General features: G+C 32.9%; 16 protein-coding genes. 5 read left to right on the top strand and 11 right to left on the bottom strand.

Annotated elements, in window-relative coordinates; translation table 11 throughout:
• Positions 1-13 precede the first annotated feature (13 nt).
• The 5 genes from purD to EOV51_RS07495 form a co-directional block, all read right to left on the bottom strand.
• The gene (gene purD, locus EOV51_RS07515) at positions 14-1,249 is read right to left on the bottom strand and encodes a phosphoribosylamine--glycine ligase (protein ID WP_128151457.1); all 1,236 of its coding nucleotides are present in this window, start codon (positions 1,247-1,249) and stop codon (positions 14-16) included.
• Between the two features lie 179 nt (positions 1,250-1,428).
• Positions 1,429-2,547, bottom strand: coding sequence for a porin (locus EOV51_RS07510; RefSeq protein WP_128151455.1), 1,119 nt, complete (start codon positions 2,545-2,547; stop codon positions 1,429-1,431).
• Positions 2,548-2,585: 38 nt separating this feature from the next.
• Entirely contained in the window at positions 2,586-3,647 is a 1,062-nt protein-coding gene (locus EOV51_RS07505; RefSeq protein ID WP_128151452.1) for a type II asparaginase, read from the bottom strand.
• A 463-nt stretch (positions 3,648-4,110) separates the two neighbouring features.
• Complete coding sequence (gene aspA, locus EOV51_RS07500) at positions 4,111-5,511, bottom strand: aspartate ammonia-lyase (protein ID WP_128151450.1); 1,401 nt, start codon at positions 5,509-5,511, stop codon at positions 4,111-4,113.
• A 32-nt stretch (positions 5,512-5,543) separates the two neighbouring features.
• The gene (locus tag EOV51_RS07495; protein ID WP_128151449.1) at positions 5,544-6,926 is read right to left on the bottom strand and encodes an anaerobic C4-dicarboxylate transporter family protein; all 1,383 of its coding nucleotides are present in this window, start codon (positions 6,924-6,926) and stop codon (positions 5,544-5,546) included.
• Between the two features lie 303 nt (positions 6,927-7,229).
• On the opposite strand from EOV51_RS07495, the gene EOV51_RS07490 reads away from it, so the two are divergent.
• From EOV51_RS07490 to EOV51_RS07480, 3 genes are all read left to right on the top strand, one after another.
• Entirely contained in the window at positions 7,230-7,880 is a 651-nt protein-coding gene (locus EOV51_RS07490) for a Crp/Fnr family transcriptional regulator (RefSeq protein ID WP_128151447.1), read from the top strand.
• Between the two features lie 97 nt (positions 7,881-7,977).
• Entirely contained in the window at positions 7,978-9,669 is a 1,692-nt protein-coding gene (locus tag EOV51_RS07485) for a DEAD/DEAH box helicase (RefSeq protein ID WP_128151445.1), read from the top strand.
• A gap of 86 nt (positions 9,670-9,755) precedes the next feature.
• Positions 9,756-10,085 (top strand): heavy-metal-associated domain-containing protein, encoded by a 330-nt coding sequence (locus EOV51_RS07480; protein WP_128151443.1) that lies wholly within the window; start codon positions 9,756-9,758, stop codon positions 10,083-10,085.
• 115 nt (positions 10,086-10,200) lie between these two features.
• On the opposite strand, the gene EOV51_RS07475 is transcribed toward EOV51_RS07480, so the two are convergent.
• Both EOV51_RS07475 and mnmD read right to left on the bottom strand, forming a co-directional pair.
• The gene (locus tag EOV51_RS07475; protein ID WP_128151441.1) at positions 10,201-10,635 is read right to left on the bottom strand and encodes an NUDIX domain-containing protein; all 435 of its coding nucleotides are present in this window, start codon (positions 10,633-10,635) and stop codon (positions 10,201-10,203) included.
• Entirely contained in the window at positions 10,623-11,315 is a 693-nt protein-coding gene (gene mnmD / locus EOV51_RS07470) for a tRNA (5-methylaminomethyl-2-thiouridine)(34)-methyltransferase MnmD (protein ID WP_317126955.1), read from the bottom strand. The genes EOV51_RS07475 and mnmD overlap by 13 nt, the downstream gene beginning before the upstream one ends.
• Positions 11,316-11,391: 76 nt before the next feature.
• Here mnmD and EOV51_RS07465 point away from each other — a divergent pair, with 76 nt between their 5' ends.
• Together EOV51_RS07465 and EOV51_RS07460 are read left to right on the top strand one after the other, a co-directional pair.
• Positions 11,392-12,450, top strand: a complete 1,059-nt coding sequence (locus EOV51_RS07465; protein WP_128151439.1) for a branched-chain amino acid aminotransferase — start codon at positions 11,392-11,394, stop codon at positions 12,448-12,450.
• Between the two features lie 179 nt (positions 12,451-12,629).
• Entirely contained in the window at positions 12,630-13,301 is a 672-nt protein-coding gene (locus EOV51_RS07460; RefSeq protein WP_128151437.1) for an ABC transporter ATP-binding protein, read from the top strand.
• Between the two features lie 207 nt (positions 13,302-13,508).
• Here the strand turns inward: EOV51_RS07460 and EOV51_RS07455 are convergent, their stop codons facing one another.
• The 4 genes from EOV51_RS07455 to EOV51_RS07440 form a co-directional block, all read right to left on the bottom strand.
• Positions 13,509-14,204, bottom strand: coding sequence for a hypothetical protein (locus tag EOV51_RS07455; RefSeq protein WP_128151435.1), 696 nt, complete (start codon positions 14,202-14,204; stop codon positions 13,509-13,511).
• 86 nt (positions 14,205-14,290) lie between these two features.
• Positions 14,291-15,061 (bottom strand): hypothetical protein, encoded by a 771-nt coding sequence (locus EOV51_RS07450; protein ID WP_128151433.1) that lies wholly within the window; start codon positions 15,059-15,061, stop codon positions 14,291-14,293.
• 62 nt (positions 15,062-15,123) lie between these two features.
• On the bottom strand, positions 15,124-15,810 hold the full coding sequence (locus EOV51_RS07445; RefSeq protein ID WP_128151431.1) for a hypothetical protein: 687 nt from the start codon (positions 15,808-15,810) through the stop codon (positions 15,124-15,126).
• A 137-nt stretch (positions 15,811-15,947) separates the two neighbouring features.
• A complete protein-coding gene (locus tag EOV51_RS07440; RefSeq protein WP_128151429.1) occupies positions 15,948-16,643 on the bottom strand; it encodes a hypothetical protein in 696 nt (231 codons plus the stop codon).
• Positions 16,644-16,646: the final 3 nt, after the last annotated feature.

The following is a 16,646-nucleotide window of genomic DNA, read 5'->3' as shown; positions in this document are numbered from 1 at the left end:
GGTTTTTTTATATTTATAATTCTCCAATATCTTTTCTACAATAATTATAATCAAAGTGGATTTTAGTAATATTATCATATGCCTGTTCCCGGGCTTTTTCCTGGGTATCACCTATACCGACAATATTAAGCACCCTTCCTCCCGAAGTATATAGCTGCTCATCTTTTAAATAAGCTCCAGCTACAAAATAGGGACAAGTTACCTGATCAAGGCCTTTAATAGGGAAATCGGTCTCGTAATTCAACGGATATCCTCCTGATGCTAAAACTACGCATACCGTATGCTGCTTTTTCCAGTTTAAAGTGATTTCATTTCCTGTAAGGGCATTATGTAAAACATCTAAAAAATTGTTTTGCATCAATGGAAGAGTAGCTTGCGTTTCAGGATCTCCCATTCGCATGTTATATTCCAATAAATAAACTCCCGTATTGGTTATCATTAATCCGAAAAATATAATACCGGCGAAAGTAAGATTTTCAGCCAACAATCCTTTAAGCGTAGGTTCTAAAATATCTTTACGGAAAGCCTCTTCAAGTTCTTCTGTAAAATATGGATTTGGCGTTACAACTCCCATACCTCCCGTGTTTAGACCTGTCTCACCTTCACCTATCTTTTTATGATCTTTTGCTGATATGAATGGATAAATATCTTTACCATTGAAAACAGACAAAATTGAAGTTTCAAATCCTTCTAAAAATTCTTCAATGACTACATGATTTCCTGCTTCTCCAAAAATTTTATTGTTAAGCATTTCATCTAAAGCTTTTTCTGCTTCAAACTTATCATAACATATAACCACTCCTTTTCCGGCTGCTAAACCATCTGCTTTAACAACTAACGGATAGGTTTGATTTTTGGCATATTCATTGGCTTCCGTATAATTATTAAACGTTTTATATTTAGCGGTTTTAACACCGTATTTAAGCATAAAGTTTTTTGCAAACTCTTTACTACCTTCTAGTAATGCCGCTTTTTTATTAGGTCCGAAAACAGAAAGTTTCCTCTCCTGAAATGTATCTACAACACCTTTCATCAACCAATCTTCAGGCCCTACAAAAGTTAAATCAATTTGTTCCTTTTCAGCAAAATCAGCTAAATCTTCAACTGTTTTCAAAGACAAATTTGTACCAATCTGAGCAGTTCCTCCATTTCCGTTATTAAAATAAAGTTCAACTTCCGGGTTATCTTGTCTTATTTTCCAACCGATGGCATGTTCTCTACCTCCGTTTCCAATAATCAATACTTTCATAAATTTTATTTAGTTTAATTTTTAGTTTACTCTGCTTTACAAAGATAAAATTAAAATATGTATTACTTTAAAATTAAATTTGATTATCTACAGAACTTTATAATTATTCTGACTGGTTGAAATAAAAAAGGCTATGCACTAAAAACTGCATAGCCTGAATTTATCAATTTCTATTTTTATTACATTATTTTAAACATCCATCGAGTACCCACGATAATCATATTTTGATTAATACCCTCCATAGCTTTGAAATCACCATTGTAATTTGTTCTGGTATAAGCATAAACTGCATGGAATCTTAAATCTTTTAATAATGGATTTGTAAACGGATAATATTCTACTCCCGCCTGTACTCCACCAGTCATATAGTTACTGGAAGTAAGTTGATCTCTTCTTTTATTCCATGTTCCTTTCACTAAGGATTTAATTTTACCAAAATCATATCGTAAGTTTAAAGAAGCAGACTGGTCTCTAACTGGTCTATATCCTTCAACAGTAGGCACTACAGAGCTAAAATTCATATTTCTATCTCCCATGTACCAATCCATTTCAGCCATAAATTTATTTACAGTAACTTTAGTACCCAAGGTAAGCCAGCTGTAGTATTTACTTGAATCGTGTTGAAATGCACCGTATCCAAAACGAGTTTTAATTAAATCATTAAATAAGTTTCCTTCCCATACAAATAATCCGGCTAAAGATTTATTCTTATATTTTTCAGTTGAAAACTGAGGCGCGTCAGAGTTAACAACCTGCAAATTAAATACTTGTTTCCCCGTTTTATAAGCTACATTTAAACCGGTTTTAAAAGCATCTAAATCATCATAACACGTAGTTGTTAAATACACATCAGAAGGTAGATAATCAAATTCGAATGTACCAAACTGAACCACTTGTTTACCGATTCTAAATGTCCAGTTTTTACCTGCATCCAATTCTATGTAAGCTAAATCTGTTGCTCCTGATAAATTATCTCTTTCCAACGGATTTTGCGGTTTGTTCAATCTGTGTCTTACACGGTATCTTACTCCGGGAGCAATTTCTCCGGTGAACCAAATTTTAAGGGTTTGCCCTCTGAAACCACTTTCCTGTGTTTCATGTTCATTAAATTTTGCCTGATAATCGAAACGGGTATCCAATCTTATTTCCAATAACTCTTTATTTTTCAATAAATAGTCAACCACAGTTTTTAAACCGGATTCGCTGTTTGTATCGGCAACACGAACTGAATCAGGCTGCTGAGCTAATAAACCGGAAATACAGGAAACAGTTATTAATAATGATAAAATTTTCTTCATAGTAAATTGTTTATAATTAATATAATGATTAAATTTTTTTAATATTCTGTAAACATTCTTTGAATTTCTCTATAATCTGTTGTTTTTGTTAATGCAAGCATTAGCAGAATTCTGGATCTTTGAGGCGTAAGATACCAAGAAGCAGAGAAATTATGAGCATCGTCGTCAATTTCATCCCACTGACAGGTTGGACCCGCCGGTAATCTTGAAGATCTGACAACAGGAATTCCTTTTTTTACAGATTGTGATAAGGCATTTAAAACTTCTCCGGACATATTTCCATTTCCTACTCCTGCATATACTAAGCCTTTGGCTCCAGCATTTAGCGCTGCATCAACAAATACTTTATCGGTGTTTACATATCCCAGAATAATATCAACTCTTGGTAACTTGTCTAATTTAGTTACATCAAACTCGGTATCGATAGTATTTTTTTTCTTAGAGGTTCTTGTATAAATAGGTTTTCCATTATACATGATCCCTAAAGGTCCAAAATTAGGGTTATCAAAGCTTCCGACACTTAACGTATTCGTCTTTGAGATATCATCAGCCCCTATAATTTTATCATCCATTACAACCATTACACCTTTTGCAATAGATTCAGGTGAAGCTGCACAAGCAACGGCATTGAACAAATTTCTTGGTCCATCCGCACTTAAAGCTGTTGATGGACGCATAGCACCTACCAAGACTATAGGTTTGCTGGTTTTTGCTGTAAGATTAAGAAAATAGGCTGTTTCGTCCTGGGTATCTGTACCGTGAGTAATTACAAACCCATTAATGTTAGGATCTTTTGACAATTCATTGATCCTTTTAACTAATTTTAACCAAACCTGAAAGTTCATATCCTGACTTCCTATATTAGCTATTTGTTCACTTTTAATATTTGCAACAGTTGCTAAATCCGGTACTGCATCTAAAAGCTGCTCAACAGATATACTTCCGGCTTTATATGCAGATGTTGTGGACGATTTACCTGTTCCGGCAATAGTACCACCAGTAGCTAATACATAAATAGTAGGTTTTACCTGTGCTCCTATTGTTATAAAAACAATGAGCATACAGAGGCTTAAAATGCTTTTGATTTTTTTTGTGTTCATAGTCCTGCTGTTTAAATTATTGTTTAATATTTACTTTTTATAATTAACTGTTAAAAAAACCAGTGATCATCACTCTCGTTCATTTTCTGAGTCTCCATTACAAAAATTTTAATTCATCCAATCAACGTAATTAAAATAATAAGCACAATCATTTTTAAAATCAGTCAGCAAAATATCCTTTTTAATCCAGTAAACCTGCTCAACAATAATCTAAATAAAAACAAAAGTACATCATTTTATTTTAATCTATCACTATTTACTTTTTATATAATTCACCCGGCGAGTTTTTTCTGTTAGTACTTAACAGATTATTTTCTCTGTTTAAAAGGCACAAATTTATGTATTATTAATTAAAAACAAATAAATTTTTAGTTATTACTATTATTTTATTCTTTTTACTATGAAAATATCCATTGTAAAAAAGTATTTTATTTTACAATGGATATAAATAAATTAATGTATTTTAATTATTGAATTTATGAGGACCGAGCATATTTTCCGGGTTGAGAATTTCATCCAGTTTGTCTTTGGACAGAAGATTGTATTCTAACACCAGATCATAAACACTTTTATGTTTTTCTAAAGCTTCTTTTGCTATTTTAGTACTGTTTTTATATCCTATGTAAGGGTTTAAAGCAGTTACAATTCCGATACTATTTAAAACCATGTCTTTACAGTGCTGTTCATTAGCAGTAATTCCATCCACACAATTCGTACGTAAACAGTCCAGCGCGTTTATCAATATGTGTACAGATTCCATTAGGCTATAAGCGATAACCGGCTCCATCACGTTTAGCTGTAATTGACCTGCTTCAGCAGCCATGGTTACGGTTAAATCATTGCCGATAATTTTGAAACAGGTTTGATTCATCGCTTCCGGTATCACGGGGTTTACTTTTCCTGGCATAATGGAAGAACCCGGTTGCATAGCAGGTAAATTTATTTCATTTAAACCACAACGGGGTCCGGATGAAAGCAATCTTAAATCGTTACAGATTTTAGACAGCTTAATAGCAACTCTTTTTAATGCTGAAGAGTAGATTACGTAGGAACCGGTATCCGGAGTTGCCTCCACAAGGTTTTTTGCAGAAACAAATGGATGTCCAGTAATTTTAGCCAGATTTTCTGCACAAAGTTTGGCATATCCGGGAATAGCATTTAATCCGGTACCAATAGCAGTAGCTCCCATATTTATTTCAAGAAATAAATTTGAGTTCTGCGTTAATCTGTCCACATCTTCGCTTAATGTTTCAGCAAATGCTTCAAATTCCTGTCCTAAAGTCATAGGTACAGCATCTTGTAGCTGCGTCCTACCCATTTTTAGCACTTGCATAAAACTTTCTCCTTTTTTCCTGAAAGAAACAATCAACTGATTTAAATGATCTATCAATATCTTATTGGAATTAATAGCCGCTAATTTTATAGAAGTAGGATAAGCATCATTAGTTGACTGAGAAAGGTTTACATGATCATGCGGAGAACAAAACTGATATTCACCTTTTTTGTGTCCCATAATCTCTAACGCAATATTGGCAACTACTTCGTTAATATTCATATTGGTTGATGTTCCTGCTCCTCCCTGAATTACATCACTAGGAAATTCCTGATCATAGTTCCCCTGAATTACGCGCTTACAAGCCTCAATTATTGCATCTTTAATATTTTCATCCAAAATACCCAGTTCATAATTTGTTTCTGCTGCCGCCCATTTTACATAAGCTAACGCTTTGATTAATTCGGGATATTGTGATAATTTGATGCCGGTTATATGAAAATTGTTTACCGCTCTCTGTGTCTGAACTCCGTAGTAAGCTTCTTCTGGAACCTGTAGATCTCCAATTAAATCATTTTCTGTTCTGTACATATCGTTATATTTAAGATTATATTTTAGTTATGTTAAAAAATTAAGTAGGCAAGAGCAAATCCTATGGACACTGCAACAATAGTTGCAATAAATCCCGGGATTTGAAAGGAATGATTAACAATATATTTACCAATCCGGGTAGTTCCTGTACGGTCAAAATTTATGGCAGCAACAATGGTTGGATAATTAGGAATAAAAAAGTAGCCGTTTACCGCAGGAAACATGGCTATCAGACTATTAGCAGGGATGCCCAGCGACACACCCAGCGGCATTAAAGCCCGAACGGTCGCCGCCTGACTAAACAACATGATAGACATTAAAAATAAAGCCACAGCAAACGTCCAGGGGTAATCAGTCACCATGTCCGTCAGAAGACCTTTGAAAAATTCCAGATTTCCTCCAAAAAATGTATCTCCCATCCAGGCAATTCCAAATATTGCAATAACAGCCTGCATACCAGCTGTAAAAACACTTCCTGAAGCTATTTTCCCAACGTTTGTACGAGTACATATGATAATGATTCCAGCTGCCGCCAGCATAATAATTTCTATAACATGAGGCATTTCCATAGGCGTCCCGTTCCATGATGGCCTTAAACTTTGCACAGAACCAAACATTACTATTGATGCAACACTTAAGAGAAATATAATTACAGACAATTTAGCCCCTGTTGAAGTTCCGCCTGTTTCCACTTCGTGTGTCTTTTTAATTTCCATTAATCCTTCTTCTACCCGTTTTAAGTATACCGGATCTTTTTCCAGATCTACCCCTATAAACATTTGAACGATGGCAGCTACAAGCACACCTATCAATGTTGAAGGAATAGCAATAGCCAGAATATGAGCAAGTCCGATTTCTGGATTTTTGATCATTATAACACTTAATAAAGCGGCTGTAGCAGCAGATATAGGACTAGCAGTAATAGCCTGTTGTGAAGCAATTACAGAAATACTCAAGGGTCTTTCCGGGCGGACTTTAGCTTCAGTTGCTACTTCTGATATAATAGGTAACAGAGCATAAGCAATATGTCCGGTTCCTGCTAAAAAGGTGAATATATAGGAAACCAAAGGAGCCACAATGGTAACGGCCGGTGGATAAGCTCTAAGCATTTTTTCCGCTATCCTGACCATGTAATCTATTCCTCCTGAGGCTTGTAAAGTGCTTGCTGCAGTTATAACAGCAACAATCATTAACATAACATCTATAGGCGGCGATTTAGGCTGAAGTTTAAATACGAATACTAACACAGCCAGTCCCAAACCTCCGAAGATACCTAGTCCTAATCCTCCTTTCTTAGCTCCGATAAATATTGCAGTTAACACTACGGCAAATTCACAAAGTATTTTCAATTCATTTCCGTAAAGTTGTATTAGCTCTTGTATATACTGATAAAGTTGATTAATAATATCGCCCATTACATTGTTTTTTTTATCTATTATCACTCTGTTTTTGCTATAAGCAACTTCAGAATCATTATTTATTTCTTAGCAAATTAACGAAGTAATTACTAGTTTTAATTTTTCTTATCCGGTTTGTTTGTTTTCCAGTATATTACTTTTTCAATATATGCTATAATGATTAAATTGATTAACCTATACGTACAAATTTATACTAGTTATTTCTAAGTCTCCCTATAGTAAGCAGTGGAGTTATTTGTAAAATAAAAACAATATACTTACCTTTGCGAGTGAAAAATTTCACTTTTCACACCTTGTCACATGAAGCATCATTTCTCGTGTATTCCTTTTTATGATATATTAACTGAACAAGAGCAAATCTGTTTCATTGAAAATTGCAGTGTGGTGGACTTCGATTGTCGCGAAGCTGTTTTTAAGCAAGGTAGTTTTGCAGTTAATATTTATATTATACTGGAAGGTTATTGCAAATTAACATTTCAGACAAATGAGAAAAAAAGAATTGTCTTTATCCCACATAAAGGAGAGATGATTGGTAAAGATTATATGGTTAAAACACATTATCCTTATAGTGTCCACACTCTTACCAAAACTAAATTAATGATTATTCCCAAAACTTTTTTGAATGATATCTGCCTACGAAATCCTGATTTTTATGTAAAACTTACGCAAATGAGCGAAAGCAATATGCTGAAGACTATGGAATGGATGATTAACCTGGGATTTAAAAATATTGAAGGCGCCGTTGCCATGTTTTTAATGAAATTCTGCAATACTGAATATAGAAACATTGATCTTTCACGTACTGAAATAGCAGAAGTTATCGGTTATTCAAGAGAAAGTGTGATACACACTTTGAAAAAATTTGTATCCGAAAATCTAATCTCTACCAAAGGTAAAGAGATACATGTAATTGACCGCGAAAAACTGGAGGAAATCATCAAATATAGTTAGTTACATAGTCTTTGGATTTCATTATCATAAATATCTCATAATACAGTTGTTAATTCACAAACAAATCCTATCTTTGCATAGATTTTAAAAATTATTAATGAATTTATTCGAACAGTATGGTCTTTCAGAAGATATATTAAAGGCCATCACAGAATTAGGTTATACTCAACCTACCGAAATCCAAAAACAAACTATTCCGTTTTTATTGTCCAAAGAAGAGGATTTAATTGCGTTAGCCCAAACAGGGACAGGAAAAACAGCTGCTTTTTCTTTACCAATTCTTGAAATGATTGACGGACATCAAAAACAAGTGCAGGCACTTGTTCTTTGTCCTACACGGGAGTTATGTTTACAAATTTCTAAAGATGTTGCCAGCTATTCCAAATATTTATCAAATATCCGCTCATTAGCTGTATATGGCGGTTCCAGTATTTCAGATCAGATTAAAGGACTAAAAAATAATCCTCAACTTGTAATCGGTACTCCTGGAAGGGTAAATGACATGATTAAAAGAGGTGTTCTAAAATTAAATCAAATTCAATGGTTAATCCTTGATGAGGCAGATGAAATGCTATCTATGGGTTTTAAAACCGAATTGGAAACTATTCTTAAAGAAACTCCTAAAGAACGTCAGACGTTATTATTTTCTGCAACTATGTCCAAACAGGTGGAAGCAATTGCAAAAAATTATATGAAAGGCGCTCAAAAAATATCAGCGGGCGGTATTAATGAAGTAAAGAAAAATATAACACACAAATTTGTTGTTGTTAGAGATCGTCAGAAAAACAATGGATTGCGCAGACTGTTGGATGCCAACCCGGATATTTATTCGATTGTTTTCTGCCGTACACGTATGGAAACTCAAAACGTAGCCGATTTCCTGATGCATCAGGGATATTCAGCAGATGCTCTTCACGGAGATCTATCTCAGGCTCAAAGAGATACCGTAATGAAAAAATTCAGATTAAAAAATCTGCAAATATTGGTTGCAACAGATGTTGCTGCCCGGGGACTTGACGTAAACAATTTAACCCACGTTATTCACTTTTCTCTACCTGATGATCCTGAAATTTTCGTACACAGAAGCGGAAGAACAGGACGTGCAGGAAAAGATGGTGAATCCATAGCTATCATACGTCCTAGCGAAATGGTTAAATTTAACCGTATTAAAAAGGAAACTGCTATTAAGGTTGAAGAAATGAAGATTCCTACCAAGGAAGAAATTCTTCATGCCAAAGAGATTTTCCTTTCCAATAAACTTCTTGCTCAGGATTTTAATACTGAAGAATTTGAAATATCAGAAACTCCAGATTTATCCCTTATTTCCAAGGAAGAACTTTATAAAAGAGTTATGTTCCTAGAACTAAAATCTACCTGGGAATTTTATAAAAATGAAAAGGATATTGCTCCTATCGAGAAAAACGAACGATTTTCCGATAAGGACAGCTCCCGGGGCGGAAGGAGAGACAGAGATCGCGATCGTGACAGAAAGGGACGTAAAGACGGACGTAAAGACAGTAAAGATACCAGAAGCCGAAGCCGTAAACAAAATGCCAACTTTACCCGTTTTTTCTTTAATCTGGGTAAAAGAGACAATTTGAATAAGGTAACGGTTATTGATCTTATCAATAAAAATACAAGAGGTGCTCGTGCAGATATCGGAGATATAGATATCAGAGATAAATTTACTTTTTTTGAAGTTGATTCTAATTTTGCCAATCAGTTACTGAAAAAATTCAATGAATTGAGTTTTAACGGCAAAACTATGTCATTAGAGATTGCACAGTAGTTTAAAAAAATGTTAAATAACTGTTCCTATTAATTTTTTGGAACAGTTTGGTATGAAAAATGCTATTTCATTAGTAAATTAAAATTATGAAATTTATTAATTCAATAGCATTTTTTATATTATTTTTTACAGCTATAAGCCTTAACGCTCAAATTAAAAACCCTAAAGTTGAAAAAATAAAAATATACGGAAATTGCGAGATGTGTAAGGAGACCATTGAAAAATCGGGTTCGGCTGAGGGCGTTTCCAAAGTTGAATGGAATAAGGACAATAAGATTGCCGTTATTACATACGACGATAAAAAAACCTCGGTGGATGCTATTTTAAAAAATATAGCAAAATCGGGTTATAGCAGTGATAAGTATAAAGCAAAAAAATCTGATTATACGAAATTACCTCCTTGTTGTCAATACTAAGGAGTTAATATAACACTTAGATTTTCTCATAATTTAATACATTAATTTATCAAATAAGTAAGGGGCTGAATAGTATTCAGCCCTTTTTATATACTCGTCTTGATTATATGTTTTTTCATTTCTTACCTTGTGAATCATTGAGCAACATTTTAATCACCCGCTTATCTACGGGCAGGGTTGCCATTTCTGGATTCAAATCTTTCAAGGCAATCCATTCAACCTGCTCTATATCTTTGTCCATAATTTGCAAAGCAGATAAATCATGACATTGTACTTTATAGTATATGAGTAATATCTGAGCATCCGGAGTTAATTCAGATTCTATAAAAAAATCCTGTGTATAAAAATGTTCTTTGACCTCTACGTCTAAATTAAGTTCTTCCATGAACTCCCTTTTAAGTGTCTGGCGGGTTCCTTCTCCCAATTCCAGTCCTCCCCCGGGTAATTTTAAAACTTTTTTACCTGCATACATTTCCTTAAGAAACATAAGCTTTTCCGATTCTATCAAAAGGGCATAGACCCTTACATTTATCCTTTTTAAATTTTCCATGCGTTTACCATTTCTCTTTTTCCTTTAGGTCCTTCTTTTTTCTCAACTTTAAATCCGGCATGTTGCATTGCCCTGCGGGCACTTCCCTTGCTGGAGTAGGTAGTAAGTAATGCTCCTTCTGACATGGTCCCGTACAGTTGTGAAAAAATTTCATTTTCCCATAATTCAGGCTGCACCCTCGCTCCAAATGCATCATAGTAAACCAAATCAATAGAAGAAACCGGTAAATTCATCAATTCAAAAAAGTCTGAATTATACTTCATTATGCTAAAATTTTCATTAATTTCAGTTAATTCACCCCACGGAGCCTGATGCAAATTGAAATATGTTTCTTCAGCGTTCCCCTTGTTTATAAGTTTCCAATATTCAAGTTCACGCAATTCTTTTTCTTCTACCGGATATTTTTCCAGAGTAAAATAGGTGATTTTTTTATTTTCTTCCTGAGCTTTATAACAAGTTAAAAATGCGTTTAACCCTGTTCCGAAACCCATTTCCAATATTGAAAATACATCTGAATCTATCTGGTCAAATCCTTGAGCTAAAAAAACATGGGATGCTTCCTGAAGGATTCCGTGCTGAGAGTGGTAACACTCATTCCATTCCGGAATATGCAGCGTTTTACTTCCCTCTGTGGTAGTTATGATAATTCTTTCCAGCATTATTTGATTTGTATCCTTCAAAATTACGATACTTTTTTGATCATCAAGCTGAAATATTTAGTATTTTTGGAATAGAAACATCAAGTAACAATCACTAATGAAAATAAATAAAACCCAACATTCTAAATTAGACCAAGTAGATCCTAATAATTCTCCTTTTGGAGAAAATATCTCTGATCACATGTTAATTTGTGAATATGAAAATGGCAAATGGGCAGATCCTTATATTTTGCCTTACGGAGGAATGAATTATTCTCCGGCATTAATGGCTATACATTACGGACAGGCAATTTTTGAAGGAATGAAAGCCTATAAAGATAAAAATAATGATGTTTTCTTATTCAGACCGGAAAGGAATTTTGAACGTTTCAACAAATCAGCCGAACGATTGGCCATGCCTTCCATAACCAAGGAGGCCTTTCTGGACGGGCTCTATACACTTATTGATTTGGACAGGGACTGGGTACCTAGTAAAGAAGGAAATTCATTGTATATAAGGCCTACTATGTTTGCTTCTGAAGAAATGTTTTCTGCAAGAATATCTAATAAATATACTTTTGCAATTATGACTTGCCCGGCAAACAGTTATTATGACAAACCTTTAAAAATAAAAATTGAGAATCACTACACACGTGCTGTGGATGGAGGTGTAGGTTTTACCAAATGTGCCGGCAACTACGGTTCTTCTTTTTACCCTACCCAACTTGCCAACGAGCAGGGATTCGATCAGGTCATATGGACTGACAGCCAGGAGCATAAGTACTTTGAGGAATCGGGTACTATGAATGTTATGGTTAGAATTGAAGATACGCTTTTTACTCCTCCTACATCCAATACTATTTTAAACGGGGTTACCCGTAGCAGCCTAATCGATTTGGCAAGACATCATCAAATTGAAGTAAAAGAGGAACGAATCTCTGTGGATCTTGTTGTCAATTCTCACAAAGAAGGAAAATTAAAAGAAATTTTCGGTTGTGGAACGGCTGTAGTTGTCAACCGATATTCTCATCTGGGGTATAATGATTCAATATTGGAATTACCTCAACTTAGTGATGAAGATAGCTATGCTGTATTTCTTAAAAAACAATTGGTAGGCATACAAACCAATCAGCTGGAAGATCCATTTGGATGGAGAGTTCAGGTTGATAAAAAATAAATTATAAAATAAAAATCCGGAAGTTTCCGGATTTTTATTTTATGCCAATTTATATTTATATCCCTTACCGATAAAATACCAGTTAAACTCTTGTTACCTGCTATATGCCTTATCTCTTATATTTGAGAATTTTTAGATCGGGTTGCATTAATTTTTAGTATTTTTGGTAAAACATTTTTATGGTACTGATAAGAAATATACATAAATCTTTTGGAAACCTGGAAGTATTAAAGGGGGTTTCCCTTCATATCCAAAAGGGGGAAATCGTTACTATTGTTGGAGAATCGGGAGCAGGAAAATCCACTCTTCTACAAATAATAGGAACGTTGGATAAGCCTTCTACTCCGGAAAAATATCATAGTATCATAGAAATTGATCATTTGCCTATTACTCAACTGCGTGACAAGGAACTATCTATTTTCAGAAACCAGAATATCGGTTTTATTTTTCAATTCCATCAGCTATTACCTGAATTTACTGCTTTAGAAAATGTTATGCTGCCGGGAATGATTGCCGGAAAACCTAAAGTGGAGTTACACAAAAAAGCGACAGAATTACTTAAATATCTGAGCCTTGCTCACAGACTGGAACATAAACCGGGAGCTCTTTCAGGGGGGGAGCAACAAAGGGTAGCAGTTGCCCGGGCATTAATGAATGATCCTAAAGTGATACTTGCGGATGAACCTTCCGGAAATTTAGATTCTAAAAATGCTGAGGATTTACATCAATTATTTTATAAACTGAGACAGGAATTTAATCAAACTTTTATAATTGTCACTCATAATACTCATCTTGCTGAAATGGCAGACCGTAGCTTAACCATGAAAGACGGCACTGTAATATCCAGCTAAATGTTTAATCAACAAGTTTTGTAAATTGAAGTATCTCTGAGACAAAATCAAAATTAAATTCAATAGACTTTCTTTATTTATTAAGTAAAACTATTTCTATATACATCTACTGTACAATACCTTAGACACCTTGGTAAATTACTATTTTTTAAAAACACACTTAAGTCTAGATGCAGAATTATATTTATTCGGGTTGTATATCAAAATTTACTTTACATATTTGGAAAGAGGAGAATTAGCCGGAGGTTTTAAATGACAAAAAATAACATTATCACGAAAGGCTTCTTTAGTAACAGGCGAATACGTAGCATTATAATCTTTAAATTGAAAATTAAAGTTAAGTAAATGATAACTATTATCGTTCTCCCATATAATAATACTTGGATAGGTTACATTATAAATTTGTGAATTCGTTCCATCCATTATTTCCCAATGAAATTCATTAGGAAATAATTTTTTTACATCCGTTAAAAAAGAAATTTCATTTTTTTCTGCAGTAGTGTTATTACTTATAATTCCTGAGGGCTTACCCAGTTTTTTAAGTAATTTTCTTGTTAATTTTATTAATTCCTTTTTATCTGCATTAAATTTGTAACTGGCAATTTTATTATTATAAATAATTATTTTAATAGGTTCAGAATCTTCGTTTCCGGGTATACCCTCGTAGTTTACCTGATGATTATTCCCAAAATTGCAACTATACTTTATGGTTAATTCTGATCCAGGAACTAGCTTAGGTCCTTCATAATGACCATTCTGTTCTTCTTTTTCAAAAAAATTATACTTTTCTATTTTTAAATTCTCAGAATTTTCTCCTAATTTTATGGTAGACAAATCTAAAGTTTGTCCACTATAACTAACTATTACAAAGTTAATAATGAGATAAATAAATAATTTTTTCATTTGTTTAATTCTAGAATCTATTACTATAAGCTTTAAAACTTTTTAGTTATCAAAGGTCTGACCAGTTCTTTAAAAAATACATTTTATCAAATGACTTCAAACTCCGTTTTTCCTTTAGGAATATAGAATAACAAATCTAACATTAATTCTTCACGAGTTTCATAATTTATTAAATATAAGGCAGATTCTCCGTTTGTTTTTTTTAAGGCTGCTGCCTTATCAAAACCATAAGACATATAAATGGCATCGGAGGGAATAGGTTGAACTTTAAAACCCGATTGAAAATCATTGATCAAATCTGAAATTCTTTTTTCTGACTTTTCATTACTCAGGTACATAGAAGTTCTCATACTATTTTCACGAGTAGCTATTTTTTGCTTAAAAAGCTCATATTCTCCATTGTTTATAATCTGCGTTAGTCTATTGTATGCATCAATCAATTTTGATTTTACATTTTCCATCTCTTTAAGGTTTTCTCCCGTCGTCCAACCATCAAATGAATAAGGAACTGCTGCTTGAAAAACAGAAGTATAAGTGAGAACGGGAATAATTTGTTCTTTTTTTATTGAAGGAAAAGAATATTCCCATACTTTTTCTTTAAAATCAAATTTATGAGATATTTCATACAGAGAAATTTCTACTTTTAATTCTGCTTCAGGATTTAAATTGGTAGTTCCGGTTATGGGTAATAAATGTACACTTATAGTTTGTTCTCCACTCTTAGGTATGGCAAAGTTTATCGGAACGATAGATGAAGCTTGTCCTTCAATATTAATTGTTAGTACAGAAATATCATTAATCCTTACTTCAAACATACAGGCAACGGCATTGAATTTTATTACATAATAGGGTTTCATCTTAAATTTTTTTAAATTAATATATTAAACTTTCCATAAGCTTTAGATCTATGGGTGTTCTTCTAATTTTCAACTAGTATATCTGAAATAACATCCCATTCACCACTTAATACTTCTGTAAAATAGTTATCATCAGATTTTGTTACAGCTAAATGATGACCTAGATAAGTATTGTTTTCACTATCATAATATTTTGCCATACTATAAGTTTTTCCTTCTATGTTTTTCCATACATAACCAATTTGTAAAATATTTTTTTTATAATTAGTGCCTGAAGGAAAATGAGATACCTGCGAACTGATTAATGTATTTTTTTTAGGTATTCCCAGCTTATTCTCTAAAAGAGAAATGAGTTTTTCTCCTTTATTTTCATTTTTAATATTAATGATATACATTCCAATCTTCTGGTTTTTATCATTATAGTCAAAACTTAGTTGTTCTCCTGATAACGAAAAACCCTTTAAAAAAATATTTTTTGGTGATGTAAATGTAATAACAGAATAATCTATCAGCATCCAAACTTCCGCTTCTTCTTCAAAATCTATATCTTTATTACTGATTAATGGGGGATTGAATTTATTTTTTTTCATGTTCGTAAGATTAAACCCAATTTTTTTTAAAGTGGGATTAATCTCTTCTGTAAAATTTATGGAATCTAAATCAAACGTTTCTGTTACTTCTTTTTTTTCCTGCCCATTACATGAAATTAATAAACAAAAAGAAAGCATTAATAAAATTATTTTTTTCATACACACGAATTTATATATTATTATTGATTATAAAATTATCAAGCATTATTTTTATTATACAGCTATTTAACAATAAAGTTATATAATTTAATTAACTACATTATAAGAGTAAAAAAGTATTATAATTTTTTTATTTGTTAGGGATGATCAATTAATTTATCTACTGCTCGCCATCCTCCCATTATACGTAAAGAAATATTATCATCGGCTTTAGCCCAAGCGAAATGATGACCCAAATATTTATCTTTTTCATAAAATTTCACAATACAATAAGTTTTACCATTATTATTGTTCCATACCATCCCCGTTTGTTTAATTTTCCTTTTATAATCAATTACTTTTGTTTTGGAAGAGTACCCAGAGAAAACTTTATAATCAGTAAATTCTGTTGTTTTAGGAGCATCAAAATCTTTTACTAATTGAGCAATTAAGTCATCCCCTCTTTGCTCATTCCAAATATCTACTTGAATCATTATTATTCGAGAGTTTTCTTTATTATAATGAAAACTTAATTCATCTGATTCTAATGAAAAATCTTTAAAATAAATATTGTTAGGAGCTAAAAACTTGATAATATGACCATAAGTAGCTAATGCAAAATGATTGTCGAAATTAGATTTAAAATCTGATTCTTTTCCAAAAATAGATAAAACCCGATAGTTAGTTTCTTTTGATTTTGAAAGATCAAATCCAAGTTCATCTAAGATAAAATCAATTTTTTCCGTGAAATTTATGGAAGCCAAATCATTTTTTTTTGTCAGCTCTTTGTTTTCCTGTCCATTACACGAACAAAATAAATATAAAGCGAGTGCTAATAAAAATATTTTTCTCATGAT

It is taken from the genome of Apibacter raozihei (genome assembly GCF_004014855.1).
GTDB classification, from domain to species: Bacteria; Bacteroidota; Bacteroidia; order Flavobacteriales; family Weeksellaceae; genus Apibacter; species Apibacter raozihei.
This window is presented reverse-complemented; position numbering and strand designations above follow the sequence as displayed.